Raw genomic sequence first — 17,481 nt, 5'->3', positions numbered from 1 at the left:
ATTGCTAAATAGTATAATTTATGACTGTTGCCATATAGTATTAACTGAAAGAGGGCAGTATGTTAGCATTAATCGTAGCCGTAGCACATAATCGTGTAATCGGTAAAGATAATACTTTGATTTGGCATTTGCCAAATGATTTGAAATTCTTTAAGGAAAAAACAATAGGACATGTTATTATCATGGGCCGTAAGACCTTTGAAAGCTTACCGTTCTTGTTGCCAAATCGTGAGCATTGGGTAATTACTCGTGATAAAGGTTTTGATGCACCAGAAGGTGTTAAGATTTTCCATAACCCTGAGGCGGCTGCTGAAGCAGCACGTGCGCTTGATGCGGCCTACGTTATTGGTGGCGCTCAAGTATACGAAGCTTTTCTACCTTATGTAGATACTATGTATATCACTGAAGTAGACCATGAATTTGATGGGGATGCATTTTTCCCTGAATTCTCAGAGGATGCTTTCACCATCGAATCCGTTGTAGACGGCATTGTGGATGAAAAGAATCAATATCCTCATCGTTTTGTAACCTATCGCAGAAAGGCAGCTAAATGAGTGAAAGAATGTTTGCCCTTATTGGGAGTGAATTAAATGTTAAGCCAAAGCAGGTGCAAGCTGCCGTAGAATTATTGGACGAAGGCAATACGGTGCCATTTATTGCGCGGTATCGTAAAGAGGTAACGGGCGAATTGCAAGATGAGCAATTGCGCACCATTGAAGAACGCATTAAATACTTGCGCAACTTAGAAACACGTCGCCAAGAAATCATTGCTTCTATTACAGAGCAAGAAAAGATGACAGACGAGTTGATGAAGTCTTTGGAAGCTGCTACAAGGCTACAAGAGTTAGAAGACCTGTACTTGCCATATCGTCCAAAGAAACGTACGCGTGCTATGATTGCCCGCGAACGTGGTTTAGAACCATTGGCTGATATGATTATCAACGATACGGTTACTTCTGGAGATCCGTTAGAGATTGCAAAAGAATACATAACAGAAGAGGTTCCTACGTCAGAGGATGCCATACAAGGCGCTTCTGATATCGTAGCGGAAATCGTCAGTGATAGTGCAGACTTCCGGGCGTATTTGCGTAAGAAGATGTGGAATGAAGGCTTTATTCAAGCTGAATTGAGCGGTGAAGAGGAAGAACAACAACAATTCTTGCAATACGCTGAATATGCTGAGCCCGTATGTCAAATGCCGTCCCATCGTATCTTGGCGGTAAATCGCGGTGAAAAATTAGGTGCTTTAAAACTAGCTCTAACTGTACCAGGTGACACCTATATTGCTTATATGTTACAAAAGTTAGAGAAAAATCCGAAGTCTATCTTTGCAGAGTATAAAGCGGCTGCTGTAGCTGATGCGTACAAACGTCTTGTTTTTCCAGCTTTAGAGCGTGAAATTCGCAATGAATTGACGGAAAAAGCCGATGAGCAAGCTATCAAGGTGTTTGGTGTAAATCTCAAAAATCTATTGTTACAACCACCATTGGCAGGACATGTTATCATGGGCCTTGACCCTGGTTACCGTACTGGCTGTAAAATGGCGATTATCGATCAACAAGGCAATGTGCTCGATTACGGTGCGTACTATTTAACAAATAGTGAAAAGCTTCGCAAGGAAGCTCAAAAGGTATTGGCTGATAAAATCCGTAAGTTTAAGGTTACTCTTTTATCTATCGGCAATGGTACTGCATCCTACGAAACAGAGCAATTTGCATCTACCATGATTGAAGAGGAACAATTAGATTGCCACTATATCATCACTAATGAAGCAGGTGCATCTGTATACTCTGCATCTAAATTAGCTATCGATGAGCTACCAGATTTAGATGTAACCATTCGCGGTGCCGTATCTATTGCACGCCGCGTACAAGATCCATTGGCTGAATCTGTTAAAATCGATCCAAAATCTATCGGCGTAGGTCAATACCAACATGATGTAAACCAAAAACAATTGACTCATACCTTAGATCAAGTGGTTGAAACTGTAGTAAACCATGTTGGGGTAGAGCTAAATACTGCATCCCCAGCTATTTTGCAACATGTTGCAGGCATTTCTAGTGCGGTGGCTAAAAATATTGTTGCATACCGTCAAGAGAATGGTGTATTTAAAAGCCGTAAGGAATTGCTAAAAGTGCCTCGTTTAGGCCCTGCCGCCTTTACACAATGTGCTGGTTTCTTGCGCTTACAACATGGTAAAAACCCACTGGATAATACATCTGTTCACCCAGAGTCCTATGAATTGGCTGAGCGCATCATTGGTGAGTTAGGCTTTACCTTAAAAGACTTACAAGATAAAGCTCAATTAGAAGCGTTGCAAGTAAAATTACCTCTTGTAGATGCTGAGAAAATGGCTACTAAACTTGATGCGGGCGTGCCGACTGTTAGGGATATCTTAGCGGCTCTTGCAAAACCAGGTCGTGATCCTCGGGAAGATTTACCGGCTCCGCTTACTAGAAAGCACGTAGTGAGCCTAGAAGATATTAAAGTAGGCACCATTGTAAAAGGTACCGTTCATAACGTAGTTGATTTCGGAGCTTTCGTAGACTTTGGGCTTAAAACGAATGGTTTATTACATCGCAGCGAGCTTTGCAACAGCCGTCAGCATCCATCTGATGTGCTTGCTGTAGGTGATATTATCGAAGCACAAATTATTTCTGTTGATGTAAAACGCAATCGCATCGGTTTGTCTGTAAAAGCATTGCAACCAGAAAAGCCGAAGAATAACGATAATAACCGTAATAGAAATAATAACGGTCAGCGTCGAAATAATGATAACCGAAATAATAACCGTAATAATGGTGGACGTCAAAATGAGAATCACAATAATGGCTCTCGTAATAATGGGAGTCGTCGTAATTCATAATTTAATAGAAGTCTAGTTAATCTACATTAATAGATTTTAAATGATAGTCATTCTTGACTAAAAGTCATTATACTAAAAACCACACCCTCTATGGTCTTAGAGGGTGTGGTTTTCCTATATAGCTAAAATCTATGCATATTAATGCAGAATAGATATATCGAAAATAATATATCTGATTGAAAATTTTAGATATGAGGAGTATGATGAAATCAAAGAGGGGAAATTCCTAAATCATATTCCTAAAGAGGAGGTAATGCAATGAGCTTGAACCTTAAAGAAAGATATGGACTTTTAATTAATAATGAATGGGTAAAGGCATCTGACGGTGCTGAATTTAATGTATATAACCCTGCTAATGGCGAACAACTCGCTATCTGTGCAGAGGCGACGAATGATGATGTTGATAGAGCGGTAGAGACTGCAACAGAAGCTTTCAAAACATGGAAAAAGGTATCTCAAGTAGAACGTGCCGATTATTTGTTAAAAATTGCGGATGCTATCGATGCGCATAAAGAACATTTGGCGCAAGTTGAAACATACGACAATGGTAAACCTATCCGCGAAACATTGAATGTGGATATTCCACTTGGGGCTGACCATTTCCGTTATTTTGCAGGCGTGCTTCGTTCCGAAGAAGGTTCTGCACAAGTATTTGATGAAAATACATTGAGCCTTATTGTGCGCGAACCAATTGGCGTTGTAGGCCAAGTTGTACCTTGGAACTTCCCATTCCTAATGGCCGCATGGAAATTGGCTCCAGCTCTTGCAGCAGGATGTACAGTTGTTATCAAACCTTCTAGCCACACATCTCTTAGCTTATTAGAACTTGGCGATATTTTAAAAGAAATCTTGCCGCCAGGTGTTGTAAACATCGTAACTGGTAAAGGTTCTAAATCTGGTCAATATATCCTCGATCATCCAGGTTTCAGTAAACTTGCTTTCACAGGCTCTACAGAGGTAGGTCTTGATGTATATAAAGCAGCATCTGAACGCTTGATCCCTGCCACATTGGAATTAGGTGGTAAATCTGCGAATATCTTCTTTGAAGATGCGAACTGGAAACAAGCTCTTGATGGAGCAATGCTCGGCATCCTTTTCAACCAAGGTCAAGTATGCTGCGCTGGTTCCCGTATCTTCGTACAAGATACAATTTACGATAAATTCGTAGCTGAACTTGCCGCACTATTTGATAAGGTGAAAGTCGGGTTGCCTTGGGATCCATCTACTCAACTTGGCTCCTTGATTTACGAAGACCAAGTTAATAAAGTATTGAGTTATGTAGACCTTGCAAAAGAAGAAGGAGCTCGTATTGTAGCCGGCGGTGTGCGTGTTACTGATGGCGAACTTGGTAAAGGTTGCTTTGTAAGACCTACACTTATTGTAGATGCTACAAATGATATGCGCGTGGCTCGCGAAGAAATCTTCGGTCCTGTAGCCGTTGTCATCAAATTCCACAGCGAAGAAGAAGTGATTGAACAAGCAAATGACAGCTTATACGGTCTTGGCGGTGGCGTATTCACTCAAAACATCAACCGTGCTATCCGCGTAGCTCGTGGTATCGAAACAGGTCGTATGTGGGTAAATACATATAATTCCATCCCTGCAGGTGCTCCGTTTGGCGGTTACAAACAATCCGGTATTGGTCGTGAAACTCATAAAGTTATCCTTGAGCACTACACTCAAATGAAAAACATCATCGTAAACTTGAGCGATAAACCATCTGGTTTCTACGATTTAGATTAATAACATATAAACTTCTCCGATGAACTATAACAAAGAGGCACCTCGAAAGAGGTGCCTCTTTATTAATATTGAGATAAACGGAATATTTTTCTATACGCCTCTGGTGCATTAGAACCATCAGAAGGTTTTATAATAACTCTAATATATATATCTTCTTTAAAGTCTGGATATATTGCTGCATATTCTTTGCAGAATTGATCCATTCGATTGTAAAAATTTGTTACATCTTGGTTTTGTATGGCCGAATAGGGAATAGGCATTTCAATATACAAAGAAGATGTATCGTATGTAGCATAGGATAACTCCTCTGCTGTTATATAGTTTTTCATTAATGGGAATGCAGTTATTAACGGGATGTTGGTTATCAGTATTCGCTCAACTTGTGGTACAACAGGTGCAGAGGTGTTCAAGGCTTCAGATATTTCAATGGGCATTTGTGGATATTTGTCAAAGGTGACTTGCCATGTATTGTTCCTATGAGATTCCAAGTGATATGTTAGATTAGGATAATCCTCATTTATATATTGTTGTACTTCATCTTTACTATAATGTGAGAGAAGATGACAACCCGTTGTTAGTATGAGGGATAGTATAATCAGTGGCAATAATATAAATCGTTTTAGGGTAAAAGGTTTCATTGTATATTCCTTTTATACTACTTTAGGAAGTTTAGTAAATCGTAATTGCTTAACAGGCATTGTTTAATTTATTGGTGGAATTTTGGAGTACACTATTTTAATTATATTATATCTAAATTAAATGTTTATTCATATAGCTGATTAATACCACACACCTCTCAATAAATCATAATAAAGAAGCAGCCCGAAAGAGGCGCCTTTTTTGTACTTAACAATAGTCTATTTATGATTGCTGATAAAATAAGAACGAAATGGATTTCTAAATTAATTTTGATTCTATGGGTTGTTCTTGTTGAATGCTTGTATACGCCTATTCATTTGTCATATCTTGTTTTGTTATGTGTATCAGGTGGAATTGTGTTGATTGAACATTTTAAGGGGAAAAGAAATCCTATTTAGCTTAGATTCAGAATTACTTTTATAGCGCTCACCATCGAAATATGATATACTACTTAAATGCGCATAGTTCGTGCGCGATAGGAGGAAACACATTTAGATGTTAGAAAAATTTGAACAATTAATGATTAGCGAACCTGTTCTAAGAGCGTTAAACGATATGGGCTTTGAAGAGCCTACGCCAATTCAACAGGAAGCTATCCCAGTTGCCATGAGCGGTAAGGACATGATTGGTCAAGCTCAAACAGGTACTGGTAAGACAGCAGCATTTGGCTTGCCTGTATTGGAACGCGTAGACGGGAATGAGCGTCACGTTCAAGTAGTTATTTTATCCCCTACACGAGAATTAGCTATTCAAGTAGCTGAAGAGCTTAACAAAATGGCTCAGTACACGAATATCACAGCATTGCCAATCTACGGCGGTCAAGATATTAATCGTCAGTTCCGTGCCTTGAAAAAGAATCCTCAAATCATCGTTGCCACTCCTGGCCGATTGATGGATCATATGGATCGTGGTTCTATTAAATTTGACCATGTGAAAGTTGTGGTATTGGACGAAGCCGACGAAATGTTAAATATGGGCTTTGTTGATGATATCAATAAAATCTTGGGTGCTATCCCAGAAGACCATCAAACATTGTTGTTCTCCGCAACTATGCCTAAAGCTATCCAACAATTAGCTGAAACATATTTGACAGAGCCAACATTGATTCGTATGAAACCGACTCAAGTTACGATGGACTTAATTGAACAATATTATATCGATGTGCAAGACCGTCAAAAATTCGATGTTCTTTGCCGTTTATTCGATATCCAAACACCTGAACTTGCTATTATCTTCACGCGTACGAAACGTCGTGTTGATGAAGTGACAGAAGGTCTTAAGAAACGTGGTTACATGGCGGAAGGCATCCATGGCGACTTGTCTCAACAAAAACGGGATAGCGTAATTCGTCAATTCCGCGAAGGTACCATCGATATTCTCGTGGCTACTGATGTGGCAGCTCGTGGTCTTGATATTTCTGGCGTATCTCACGTATATAACTATGATATGCCTCAAGATCCTGAAAGCTATACACACCGCGTAGGTCGTACAGGTCGTGCCGGTAAAGCAGGTCAAGCTTTCACGTTCGTTATCCCTCGTGAAATGGAGCATTTACATGCTATCGAGCGTTTAACAAAACGTAAAATTGCACGTCGTCGTGCACCTTCATTAGGTGAAGTTCTTGAAGGTCAACAACGTTTGGCAATTGAAAGCCTCGTTGAAATGACAGATAATCTAGAAGCATTGGCGCCTTTCAAATCTAGTGCTGAGGAATTGTTGAATGATACAGATTCCGTAACACTTTTGGCGGCAGCTCTTAAATTGTTAACAAAAGAACCAGATACTACTCCTGTAAATATTACAGAAGAAAAACCATTGCGTGTACGCCGTCGTCGTGAAAGTGGTCGTAGTGACCGTCGCCGTCGTGATGGTGATCGTCGTAGAGATGGTGACCGTCGTCGTGACGACCGTCCACGTCGCAGTCGCGATGATCGTAGAAGTGATCGTCGCAATGACCGTAAAGGTGACCGTCGCAGAGATGATCGTAAATCTGATCGTCCGCGTGGAGAGAAAAAAACTCGCCATCAAAGTGAAGGTTTTAAGCCTTACTTTAAAGACTAATAGGATGTGGATTGCTTCTGGGCAATCCACATTTTTTATTACTTAATAGTTAATACTATTTATCTTGATAAGTGTTGAGAATTTTGATATAATAAATAATAATTATTTCTTGTAAACGGTCGATAATGGCCTATGCCTTATAGATTTCCAAGTGGAGAAAGGTAGATTATTATGGATATCGCACAAATTTTGCGTAGTCAGGGGTTTAAAGTAACTCCACAACGTATTGCGATTTATGATGCTTTGCGTGGTCATCATGATCATCCAACAGCAGAGATGTTGTATCATACGTTGCGCCCAGAACATCCAAGCATGAGTTTGGCTACAGTGTACAAGACGATGGAGATTTTTGAAAAAATCGGTCTTGTTAAAATTCTAGAAGTTGGTGATGAGCGCGCTCATTACGATTGGGACACACAAGCTCATTCCCATATCCGTTGCATTCGTTGTAATAAGGTAGAGGACATGATGGGCATTGATTTGAAAGCTATCAAAACGATTGCTGATCAAGGTAGTGAATATCAAATTACAGGTCAACATATTACCTTCGAAGGTGTTTGTCCTGAGTGTGCAAAAAAAGAAAGTCATTAATAGATAACCCCTGTTGTTGAAGGGCTCCTTCACGGCAGGGGTTATATTAGTTATCATATATCTTTATCTATTAGTGTTATAGAATAGCTATAGTAACAAAAATAGCTATAAGCATAATACAATAGATATTAGAGTTAGGCGTTTTATAATTATAAAATTGTAGAAATCGTATAGTCATATATAGAGGAGTATTATGTTTGTAATAGGCAGTCACTTATCAATTAGCAAAGGTTATTTACATATGGGCAAGGAAGCGACTAAAATTGGGGGCAATACGTTCCAATACTTTACGCGCAACCCTCGTGGTGGTAGCATGCGAGCTCTCGATGTTGAGGATATGAATAACCTTAGTGCATATATGAAAGAACATAACTTTGGTACCTTGTTGGCCCATGCGCCGTATACCTATAACCCATGTGCCGCCAAAGAGGATTTACGCGCTTTTGCGAAGCAATCTATGATGGAAGATTTAGAGCGTATGGAATATTTGCCAGGTCAAATGTATAACTTTCACCCTGGTAGCCATGTGAAGCAAGGCGTAGATCAAGGTATTGAATACATTGTAGAGTGTTTGAATGAAATCTTATTTCCCGGTATGAAGACAACAGTCCTCTTGGAAGTAATGGCTGGTAAGGGTACAGAAATTGGCTCTCGTTTTGAAGAAATTGCACGCATCATCGATGGCGTAAAGCTAAAAGAGTATATGGGTGTGTGCGTTGATACTTGCCATATTCACGAAGGTGGTTATGATATCGTAAATAATCTCGATGGCGTTATTGACGAGTTCGATCGAATTGTAGGTCTTGATCGTTTGAAAGCCATTCATTTGAATGACTCTAAAAATCCTATGGGTGCCCATAAAGATCGTCATGAAAAAATTGGGGAAGGACATATTGGTATCGATGCTATTGCCCGCGTTGTAACACATCCTAAATTGACGAACTTGCCATTCTATTTGGAAACACCAAATGAATTGGACGGGTACGCAAAGGAAATTTCTATGCTACGCTCTATCGTAGAGAATAAATAATTAAAATACAGAAGTTAATTTAGTTATATAATAAATATGTAGAATACCTGATGCTATACTAGTTATTGCAAACTCATAAAGTTATTAAAACTATTAAAGCTGTTAAAGCTATTAAAGCTATATAAAGCTAAAGCTATATAAAGTTATATAAAGTTATTGAATTTCTATAAACTTATGGGACTAATAGCTTGTTTTGGCCTTTGAATACATACATTGTGTAAGGTATAGGGAGAGCTGGAAAGGGGGACAAAATGCGTTTTTTACATACTGCTGATTGGCATTTAGGGCGTATTTTTTATGGCCAGTACTTAACAGAAGACCAAGCTCATGTGTTGGAACATCAGTTCTTTAATATTTTGAAAGATGAAAACATCGATGGCATATTGCTCGCAGGGGATATTTTTGATAGAGCGGTGCCACCCATTGAAGCTATCGAATTGTGGGATTCCATCATCACTCGTCTCGCTATGGACTACAAGGTGCCTTTCTTTGTGGTGAGCGGTAATCACGATGGGGCGGAACGTCTTGAAGTGGGACGCTCTATGTTGAGTCAATCGGGTATCCATATTTGGGGCTCTCCTCATCACGCGTTGATGCCTTTTGAATTTGAAGGGACAGATGGCAAGGTGGCAATTTGTCCTATGCCTTTTAGTGAACCCCGGCGCATAGGAGAGGCTTTATTTGCTGATGTAGAGGCTACTAATGCAGAATCTACCGATACTGAAATTGCTGACATAGTAACACAGTGTCATGAGCAAAATTGCGAAAGCGCTTTGAATCTTCACAATTATGACCAAATGTATCAGGCTTGGAGCGACCACTTGTATAAACAAGTACCTAAGGGGATGCGCAGTATCGCTATTAGCCATGCCTTTGTTATGGGCGGTGAAGTAGGGGGTTCAGAGCGTACCTTGTCTGTAGGTGGCAGCGAACAGGTAAATCCTCAAGTCTTTAAAGACTTTCACTATACTGCCTTGGGACATTTACATGGGCCTCAACGAATGGGTGCAGATTATATTCGCTATAGTGGCTCTCCATTAAAATATTCCTTTGATGAACATATGCAGAAGAAGTCTTTCACCATCATTGATATGGATACAAAGGGGAACGTAGATATTAGTACGATTCCTGTAGAGGCGAAGCGAGATGTAGTTATTTTGGAAGGATATTTTGAAGACCTGTTAAATGATAAAGCATTACAGGCTAAACATAGGGATGATTATGTGCAAGCCCGTTTACTTGATACGATGCCGATTATGGATGGAATGGCTAAACTGCGCCAGGTATATCATCGTTGTATGACCATTGATCTAGTTGGTCGCGTGGCAGGGCCTATAGCAGATATGGGTGAGGCAATTTTCAAAGAATTAAATGAACGTGATCTATTTAATCAGTTTGCAGAAATTGTGTGGAAGGAACCTTTAACAGAGAAAGAACAGCAATATATCAACTCTGTATGGGACCGAATTCTTAAGGAGGACTAAATGAAGCCTATATCATTAACTATAGAAGCCTTTGGCCCGTATCGTGATTCGGTCACTTTAGATTTTAATGAGCTTCAAGACCATTCCATGTTTCTCATTGCTGGTCCTACGGGGGCAGGGAAAACATCAATCTTAGATGCCATAGTGTATGCCTTGTATGGTGAGCCGAGTGGAGAAGTACGCAAAACAGATGCTATTCGCAGTGACTTTGCAGAACCTCATCGTATGACTCGTGTCGATTTCTCCTTTGCTATTGGCAATGCACAATATCGTGTTGAACGATTACCGAAACAGATGGTAGCAAAGAAACGTGGTACAGGGATGCGTGAGCAGAATGCTAGCGCTACTGTATATGAGAAGAAAGATGGTGAGTGGAAGGTCATTGCTACCTCTGCTGTCGCCATTCGCGATACTATTCAGCAAATTATAGGATTTCGTAAGGATCAGTTCTTACAAGTTGTGCTATTACCTCAAGGGGAATTCCGAAAGTTGCTAGTGGCCTCTACGAGTGAACGTGAGGAATTACTACATACACTTTTTAGAACGGAGCTATATCGAAAATTACAAGAAGCACTGAAGGCTGCTTATGATGAAGCAAAGGCAGGTATTGAAGAAAATCTAACTAAGCAAACTGCATTTATGCAGTCTATCCCTCATGATGGAGCGACTCCAATGGTAACCATTGAGCATGTGCGTGAGTTACTAGTAAATCGGGGCCCACATCGAGATGCTCTCGCGGTAGAACGAGATGAGGCAGTAACCGTGGTAGAACAGTTTAATGTGCTCCGAAATCAATGGTCTTTATATAATCAGGCTCAACAATCTCTTGCTGAGGCTACTTCGAAACTTGACATGGTGAAAGTAAGGGAAACTGAGCGTGTAAATCTAAGCGAAAAGGTTCAGTTCCTTAACTCTTTGGCACCAACTCATGAATTATATAAACAATATATTGAGAAACAAGCTATATTAAAAACTTTAGAACAGGCCCTTTCAGATGCGAAAGAACATGTAGAACTAGCAACTCAACATGAGGCTAAATGTTTAGACTTATACAGTGACTTAGAAGGTCGAGCTGAAAGTATACAAGATAAAAGAACTACTTTGGCTCAATTTCAACAACAAGCAGAGAAGTTTAATGAGTTAGATGTATTGAAAAAGGAATTGTCCTCATTACAGAGTAATTTAGAAGAATTAGATAGTAAAAAAAGCGAAGATGCCTTAACTAAACAACGGAAGCTTGTAAAGACTTTAGAAAACGACTTAGAAGCTTTGCGTAAACAGTTACGAGATAATAATAAATTTTTAGAGGGTGCTAATGTTATTCAAGGGCAACTAAATGAGTTACATAGATATTCTGAATTGCTAGAAGAAATTAATAAGGTACAAAAAGAAATCGACGATAAAGGTCAAACGTTAGCGTCTTTAGATGAAACCTTGCAGGTTGCAAAGGTACATCTTGAACGATTAGAGCATCTAATGCAAGAAGGGCGTGCCTTTGAGCTAGTTCATTTAGTTGTAGATAATGAGCCTTGTCCGGTTTGTGGCTCTACAGATCATCCACGGTTAGCAGCTAAGCCGGAGATGTATCCGACTAAGGATGAAATTGAAGAGGCTCGCAAAACCCGTGACGTGGCACTGCAAAAGCAAGCTAGTGAAGTGGGACAACAGAAAACATTAGATGCTCGTCTTAAGGAGTTAGCTAAGTTAGAAGTAGAACAATGTTCCAAACTTAAGTCATCTATGGATGGTTTTTCTAAGAAAAACTTTACATCTGTTCAACAAGATTTGTTGACTAAAATGGAGCGACTTACAGCTTTACATGGTGAGTCTGAATTGTTGAGTAACACTATAGCTGACAATGAACATAAGTTAAAAGTAGCTAGAGATAAGTTAGCAACTTTAGAACTTGCCCATAATGAATTACTTAAAAATCTACACGACCTAGAAATTCGTATTAGCTCAGTACAAGCTAATATTGATGCTCTATCTAAAACTTTACCAATCACGGATATAGATGCATGGCAAAAACAGTTAGAGTCATTGGATAGTGATATTACACTCTACAATGAGCAGGTGAAAGTTAGCAAAACTAATTTAGATACTGCTCGAGAACAGTTGAATGCCAAACGTGGACGCTTAGAAACTTTGTCCTTTCAAGTAAAAGAAGAAACAAAAAATCTTAATTTGCGGTATAAGAACTATACAAAGTCATTACAAGCCATTTCTTTAGGAGAGGATGATTTTGTAGAGTCTTTACGTGATATTAAAGAGATAGAGACCTATAGAATACAGCTGCATGCTTTGGATGAAGCCTTTAATAAAGCACAAGCTGTATATGATGCGGCGTTAAAGGTAGCAGAAACTGTGGTTAAACCAAGTGATACTGTTTCTGATGAAATCTATGCTACAGCAGTAGAGCATCGAGATATATTAGTAGGTAATCTTGCGGCATGGGATAAAGAAACAAAGCATATCGAAACTACGCTCACCTCATTAGAAGCACTCGAAGCTGCTATGGGCGAGGCTCGTGAAAAGGTGAAGTTCTTAAGCCGATTAAATGATCTCGCTAATGGTGGGGAGCAAGGCTTTAAAAATGTTACCTTTGAACGCTATGTACTGGGGGCGATTTTAGATGAGGTTGTATATGCTGCTAATTTACGACTTCAGAAGATGAGTCGCAACAGATATTCCTTGGAAAGATCCGATTATACAGGTGGTGGTCGTGGCAAGCAAGGCCTCGATTTGGCGGTTATGGATGCTTTTACAGGCCAATCTAGACCAGCAAATACCTTATCTGGTGGTGAAACATTCTTGGCTTCTATGGCGCTTGCCTTGGGATTAGCGGATGTTATCCAAAGTTATGCTGGTGGCATCCATATGGATACGATGTTTATTGATGAAGGTTTTGGTACACTCGATCCAGATACATTGGAACTCGCCATGGAAACATTGTTACAGTTGCAATCGTCAGGACGTCTCATCGGCATCATTTCTCATGTACCTGAGTTAAAGTCTCGTATACCTGCTCATTTAGAAGTGACTCGAGGTGACGACGGTAGTACGGCAAAATTTGTTATTAACTAGATATCATAAACTAGATATAGATTTGCCAAATGTGTTACTATAAAAAGAGGAGAATTCCTACAAAAACATCCTGTATTTACGAAGGGGGTTCTATGAAGTTTTCGTTTGCTCATAATAATATAAATGTTAAAGACCTTGATAAAAGTCTAGCATTCTATAAAGAGGCATTATTGCTCGAGGAGTCTCGTCGTTTGGAAGATCCAAGCGGTGCTTTTACCCTCGTGTATTTAAAAAGTCCTTATACAGCACATGAATTAGAACTTACATGGTTGCGTGACTGGGATCGTCCTTATAATTTGGGGGATAATGAATTCCACTTAGCATTCTATGTAGATGACTATGAAGCGGCTCTTAAAAAGCATAAAGAAATGGGCGTTGTTGCTTATGAGAATGCTGATATGGGTATTTATTTCATAGCAGATCCAGATGGATATTGGACAGAAATCATTCCGGCGGGTAAATATTAATGGAATATATGTTAACCCGTTTAGAGTGGTTGGTTGGTCCCAATAAAATCCAAACATTAAGAGACACGTCTATCGCGCTCTTTGGTGTAGGTGGCGTAGGTGGTGGTGCCCTTGAGGCATTGGTGCGAGCTGGTGTAGGTCGCATCGTCATTATCGATGGAGATTCCATAGCGCCTAGCAATTTGAACCGTCAAATGATTACGACTCATAATACGATTGGGGAACGTAAGGTAGAGGTAGCAAAGGCGCGAGCTCTTTCTATTAATCCTGATGTGGTGATAGAAACTCATGATATTATGTATACTGAGGAAAACTATCCTGGATTTATTCAAAGCTTGAACGTTGATTATGTTATTGACGCCATCGATATGGTAACGGCGAAACTTAATATCATTGAGGTTTGTCAACGTGAAAGCATCCCTGTTATTTCTTGTATGGGCGGAGGTAATCGCTTTTACCCAGAAAAACTTATGATTGTAGATATCAATAAGTCTCATACATGTCCTTTGGCACGCGTTATGCGTCGGGAACTCAAAAAACGGGGTATAAAAAAACAATTAGTTTTATTTTCTACTGAAAAACCGACAAAACCACAGTTCCGTGGTGATGCCACAAGTCCTGGGACATGTAGTTTTGTGCCACCCGTGGCAGGTTTTATATTAGCAGCACATGTGTTGCGTACAATTTTGGAGGTACCTGAACAATGAAAAAAGCGAAAATCCATATGGCTGACGGCGGCGATATCGTAATTGCATTATTTGAAAAAGAAGCGCCTGGCACAGTACAAAACTTTATCGACTTGATTAACAAAGGCTTCTACAATGGCCTTCGTTTTCACCGTGTAATTCCTGGTTTCGTAGCACAAGGTGGTTGCCCTAATGGCAACGGTACAGGTGGTCCTGGCTATACAATTAAAGATGAATTAGTTGGCAATCCGCATAAACATGAGCGCGGTGCTTTATCTATGGCTCACCGTGGCCCTAATACTGGTGGTAGTCAGTTCTTTATTGTATATGAGCCACAACCTCATTTAGATGGTGTACATACTGTATTTGGTAAAGTCATTGAAGGTATGGATGTAGTTGATGGTATCCAACAAGGTGCTATCATGGAAACTGTAGAAGTAATCGAAGGTTAATCTCATGAATGAAGTATCTATTAAACATCCAGAATGGCTATATATCGATGTAAATGGTAAAACATCATATGGGTATGACCAAGAGTGGTTCACTGATGAGTGGCAACGCTTGTCTGGTTGTGGGCCTACATCGGCATCACAAGTATTGGGCTATTCGCTATTTAGGGATGGCTTATTAGATCTAGAAACCACATCCGACCAAACGCTTGCTTTAGAACGGATGAACTTAGTTTGGAAATATGTAAAGCCACGTTTTGGTGGTGGTGTTTATAAAACTCAATGGATGGAACGTGGTCTTACTCGCTTACTCGAGGATAAAAGCCTATCTTATGATGTACATATGTTGAATGTATCTCCGTTCTGTGCATCACGCGTAGAGGTGGAGGCTGCAGCTCAGTTTATACATGATGCATTGGCACAGGATGTGCCTGTAGCATTTTTAAATCGTCATAAAGGAAAAGAGAAGGCTCTCTATACCTGGCATTGGGTTCCGATTCACAAGATGTTTATGGACGGCGATGATATCCGCTGTGGCATCTTTGATGAAGGTGAAATTCGTGATTTCTCTTTGGCGAATTGGATGAAAGACACTATTTTAGGTGGTGGATTCTGTTACATTAGTCGCAAAGAGTAAGTAACAGGGTAATTAAAGTAATATATATACGCATCGCAGTGATTTGCGATGCGTATTGTAGTATAAATAGTAGGAGGTACTACATGAGTCAATGGATTACTGAGGAACAAACACCTCACTTACGTCTAAGCGCTGAAGCGGAAGAAGTGCTTTACTCTGGGGAATCTGAGTTTCAAAAAATTGAAGTTTTTAAATCAAAAGAGTATGGTATGATGCTCGCTTTAGATGGCGTTTTTCAAACATCTGAGCGTGAAGAGTTTATCTATCATGAAATGATGAGCCATATCCCTTTGTTCTTACATCCTAATCCTGAACGTGTCTTGATTATCGGTGGTGGTGATGGTGGCGTAGCTAGAGAATGTGTACGTCATGATTGTGTAAAAGAAGTAACAATGGTTGAAATCGATGGTAAGGTTGTAGAGTTGGCAAAACAATATCTACCAACTATTGCTAAAGCTATGATTGAAAACCACCCTAAATTGACTGTAAAAATTGGTGATGGTATTGGTTTCATGGCAGAAGCAGAAGATTACTATGATGTAATTATCGTGGATTGTTCCGATCCAATCGGTCCTGGTGAAGGCTTATTTACAGAAGAATTCTATAAGAATACATTAAAAGCTTTAAAAGCTGATGGCTTGTTTGTACAACAAACAGAATCTCCGATGTTACATCAACCATTAGTGGAAAAAGTTTTTGGTTACGTTAATAGCCATTTCCCAATTGCTCGCTTATATACAGCTTTTATTCCAATCTATCCTGCAGGAATGCATTGTTTTACATTGGGTTCCAAAACATTTGATCCTCTAACATGGACTCCAAACCGTGAACAAAACTTTGAAACTAAGTATTATAATGCGGATATTCAAAAAGCTGCATTTGCATTGCCAAATTTTGTAAAAAATTATTTGCCAACTAAGTAAATAATATGTATAATGGGGGAGCACCATTTGTGAAATGAAAGTTTCCGATAGTGCTTCCTTATTTATATGAGGATTAAAGGGCTTATATTAGAGATAACACAATCAAAAGTTTCGGTTGTAAAAATTAATGAAATTGAGAAAAAGGTGTTGACACAAATCTCTAGAAAAGATATAATTCTCTTTGTTACGAAGACAATGTCTTCGATACCTACAAGGTGGTGGGTATGGTGAAGCGGTTAACACGGCGGATTGTGGCTCCGTTACGCGTGGGTTCGATCCCCACTACTCACCCCATAACCTACACATCGTAATCACTGTAGGGGTGTCGCCAAGTGGTAAGGCAACGGACTTTGACTCCGTTATGCGCTGGTTCGATCCCAGCCACCCCTGCCAACATGACTCACTAGCTCAGTTGGCAGAGCACCTGACTTTTAATCAGGGTGTCCCGCGTTCGAGTCGCGGGTGAGTCACCAAATTAAAACTCACAAACTTCGGTTTGTGAGTTTTCTATCTCTATTTTTAGAGATTTTGGTTATGATTGTGAGTATAAATTTAATCAAAAATCGGTTGAAAAATCTTTGGAAAAGAGGTTGACGATTTAAGGTTAGATTGATATACTATACAAGTCGTTAGGGCGCAGAACTAACGTAACAGATCTTTGAAAACTGAACAATGATAGGTAATCAATCATATGATTGAACATATGCCAGAGTGCGGGTTTTGACATAGTCAAAACCAACCATAATTCAAAGTTACTTCAATGTAACGACAACAAATAATGAGCTATTCAAATAGCTTCAAGATATCTTGGAGAGTTTGAT

At 39.6% G+C, this 17,481-nt stretch carries 14 protein-coding genes and 3 tRNA genes; 16 read left to right on the top strand and 1 reads right to left on the bottom strand.

The annotated features are described in order from the left end of the window. Nucleotides 1-59 precede the first annotated feature (59 nt). The 3 genes from NE668_RS08430 (at nt 60) to NE668_RS08420 (ending at nt 4,609) form a co-directional block, all read left to right on the top strand. Complete coding sequence (locus NE668_RS08430) at nt 60-554, top strand: dihydrofolate reductase (RefSeq protein ID WP_008602629.1); 495 nt, start codon at nt 60-62, stop codon at nt 552-554. Next, nucleotides 551-2,866: a Tex family protein gene (locus NE668_RS08425; protein WP_227037420.1), complete on the top strand. Its 2,316-nt coding sequence runs from the start codon at nt 551-553 to the stop codon at nt 2,864-2,866. The genes NE668_RS08430 and NE668_RS08425 overlap by 4 nt, the downstream gene beginning before the upstream one ends. Nucleotides 2,867-3,124: 258 nt before the next feature. Then, nucleotides 3,125-4,609: an aldehyde dehydrogenase family protein gene (locus NE668_RS08420; protein ID WP_227037422.1), complete on the top strand. Its 1,485-nt coding sequence runs from the start codon at nt 3,125-3,127 to the stop codon at nt 4,607-4,609. A gap of 62 nt (nt 4,610-4,671) precedes the next feature. Here the strand turns inward: NE668_RS08420 and NE668_RS08415 are convergent, their stop codons facing one another. Beyond that, nucleotides 4,672-5,247: a hypothetical protein gene (locus NE668_RS08415; RefSeq protein ID WP_256196587.1), complete on the bottom strand. Its 576-nt coding sequence runs from the start codon at nt 5,245-5,247 to the stop codon at nt 4,672-4,674. 496 nt (nt 5,248-5,743) lie between these two features. On the opposite strand from NE668_RS08415, the gene cshA reads away from it, so the two are divergent. The 13 genes from cshA (at nt 5,744) to NE668_RS08350 (ending at nt 17,133) form a co-directional block, all read left to right on the top strand. After that, nucleotides 5,744-7,309 (top strand): degradosome RNA helicase CshA, encoded by a 1,566-nt coding sequence (gene cshA / locus NE668_RS08410; RefSeq protein WP_227037426.1) that lies wholly within the window; start codon nt 5,744-5,746, stop codon nt 7,307-7,309. A 171-nt stretch (nt 7,310-7,480) separates the two neighbouring features. Beyond that, complete coding sequence (locus NE668_RS08405) at nt 7,481-7,900, top strand: Fur family transcriptional regulator (RefSeq protein ID WP_004695325.1); 420 nt, start codon at nt 7,481-7,483, stop codon at nt 7,898-7,900. A 193-nt stretch (nt 7,901-8,093) separates the two neighbouring features. Beyond that, nucleotides 8,094-8,930, top strand: a complete 837-nt coding sequence (locus NE668_RS08400; RefSeq protein WP_227037428.1) for a deoxyribonuclease IV — start codon at nt 8,094-8,096, stop codon at nt 8,928-8,930. Nucleotides 8,931-9,181: 251 nt separating this feature from the next. Then, the gene (locus tag NE668_RS08395) at nt 9,182-10,414 is read left to right on the top strand and encodes an exonuclease SbcCD subunit D (protein ID WP_227037429.1); all 1,233 of its coding nucleotides are present in this window, start codon (nt 9,182-9,184) and stop codon (nt 10,412-10,414) included. Further along, complete coding sequence (locus tag NE668_RS10525; protein ID WP_227037430.1) at nt 10,415-13,498, top strand: AAA family ATPase; 3,084 nt, start codon at nt 10,415-10,417, stop codon at nt 13,496-13,498. Nucleotides 13,499-13,590: 92 nt separating this feature from the next. Then, a complete protein-coding gene (locus NE668_RS08385) occupies nt 13,591-13,965 on the top strand; it encodes a VOC family protein (RefSeq protein WP_004695332.1) in 375 nt (124 codons plus the stop codon). Next, on the top strand, nt 13,965-14,672 hold the full coding sequence (locus tag NE668_RS08380; RefSeq protein WP_227037432.1) for a tRNA threonylcarbamoyladenosine dehydratase: 708 nt from the start codon (nt 13,965-13,967) through the stop codon (nt 14,670-14,672). The genes NE668_RS08385 and NE668_RS08380 overlap by 1 nt, the downstream gene beginning before the upstream one ends. Continuing rightward, nucleotides 14,669-15,103, top strand: a complete 435-nt coding sequence (locus NE668_RS08375; protein ID WP_227037435.1) for a peptidylprolyl isomerase — start codon at nt 14,669-14,671, stop codon at nt 15,101-15,103. Before NE668_RS08380 ends, NE668_RS08375 begins: the two co-directional genes overlap by 4 nt. Nucleotides 15,104-15,107: 4 nt before the next feature. Continuing rightward, nucleotides 15,108-15,737, top strand: a complete 630-nt coding sequence (locus tag NE668_RS08370) for a hypothetical protein (protein WP_004695338.1) — start codon at nt 15,108-15,110, stop codon at nt 15,735-15,737. Between the two features lie 83 nt (nt 15,738-15,820). Then, nucleotides 15,821-16,660, top strand: coding sequence for a polyamine aminopropyltransferase (gene speE, locus NE668_RS08365; RefSeq protein ID WP_004695340.1), 840 nt, complete (start codon nt 15,821-15,823; stop codon nt 16,658-16,660). A gap of 218 nt (nt 16,661-16,878) precedes the next feature. Next, nucleotides 16,879-16,954, top strand: a tRNA-His gene (locus NE668_RS08360). Nucleotides 16,955-16,978: 24 nt separating this feature from the next. After that, nucleotides 16,979-17,053, top strand: a tRNA-Gln gene (locus NE668_RS08355). Nucleotides 17,054-17,057: 4 nt separating this feature from the next. Continuing rightward, a tRNA-Lys gene (locus tag NE668_RS08350) sits at nt 17,058-17,133 on the top strand. Nucleotides 17,134-17,481: the final 348 nt, after the last annotated feature.

Origin of the sequence: Veillonella parvula (assembly GCF_024461875.1) — a bacterium.
GTDB classification, from domain to species: Bacteria; Bacillota; Negativicutes; order Veillonellales; family Veillonellaceae; genus Veillonella; species Veillonella parvula_I.
This window is presented reverse-complemented; position numbering and strand designations above follow the sequence as displayed.

Excerpts from the sequence above, each read along its gene's own strand:
- NE668_RS08385 (WP_004695332.1), top strand. The coding sequence starts at position 13,591 with ATGAAGTTTTCGTTTGCTCATAATAATATAAATGTTAAAGACCTTGAT.
- cshA (WP_227037426.1), top strand. The coding sequence starts at position 5,744 with ATGTTAGAAAAATTTGAACAATTAATGATTAGCGAACCTGTTCTAAGA.
- speE (WP_004695340.1), top strand. The coding sequence starts at position 15,821 with ATGAGTCAATGGATTACTGAGGAACAAACACCTCACTTACGTCTAAGC.
- NE668_RS08380 (WP_227037432.1), top strand. The coding sequence starts at position 13,965 with ATGGAATATATGTTAACCCGTTTAGAGTGGTTGGTTGGTCCCAATAAA.
- NE668_RS08370 (WP_004695338.1), top strand. The coding sequence starts at position 15,108 with ATGAATGAAGTATCTATTAAACATCCAGAATGGCTATATATCGATGTA.
- NE668_RS08425 (WP_227037420.1), top strand. The coding sequence starts at position 551 with ATGAGTGAAAGAATGTTTGCCCTTATTGGGAGTGAATTAAATGTTAAG.
- NE668_RS08430 (WP_008602629.1), top strand. The coding sequence starts at position 60 with ATGTTAGCATTAATCGTAGCCGTAGCACATAATCGTGTAATCGGTAAA.
- NE668_RS08375 (WP_227037435.1), top strand. The coding sequence starts at position 14,669 with ATGAAAAAAGCGAAAATCCATATGGCTGACGGCGGCGATATCGTAATT.
- NE668_RS08395 (WP_227037429.1), top strand. The coding sequence starts at position 9,182 with ATGCGTTTTTTACATACTGCTGATTGGCATTTAGGGCGTATTTTTTAT.
- NE668_RS08405 (WP_004695325.1), top strand. The coding sequence starts at position 7,481 with ATGGATATCGCACAAATTTTGCGTAGTCAGGGGTTTAAAGTAACTCCA.
- NE668_RS08420 (WP_227037422.1), top strand. The coding sequence starts at position 3,125 with ATGAGCTTGAACCTTAAAGAAAGATATGGACTTTTAATTAATAATGAA.
- NE668_RS10525 (WP_227037430.1), top strand. The coding sequence starts at position 10,415 with ATGAAGCCTATATCATTAACTATAGAAGCCTTTGGCCCGTATCGTGAT.
- NE668_RS08400 (WP_227037428.1), top strand. The coding sequence starts at position 8,094 with ATGTTTGTAATAGGCAGTCACTTATCAATTAGCAAAGGTTATTTACAT.
- NE668_RS08415 (WP_256196587.1), bottom strand. The coding sequence starts at position 5,247 with ATGAAACCTTTTACCCTAAAACGATTTATATTATTGCCACTGATTATA.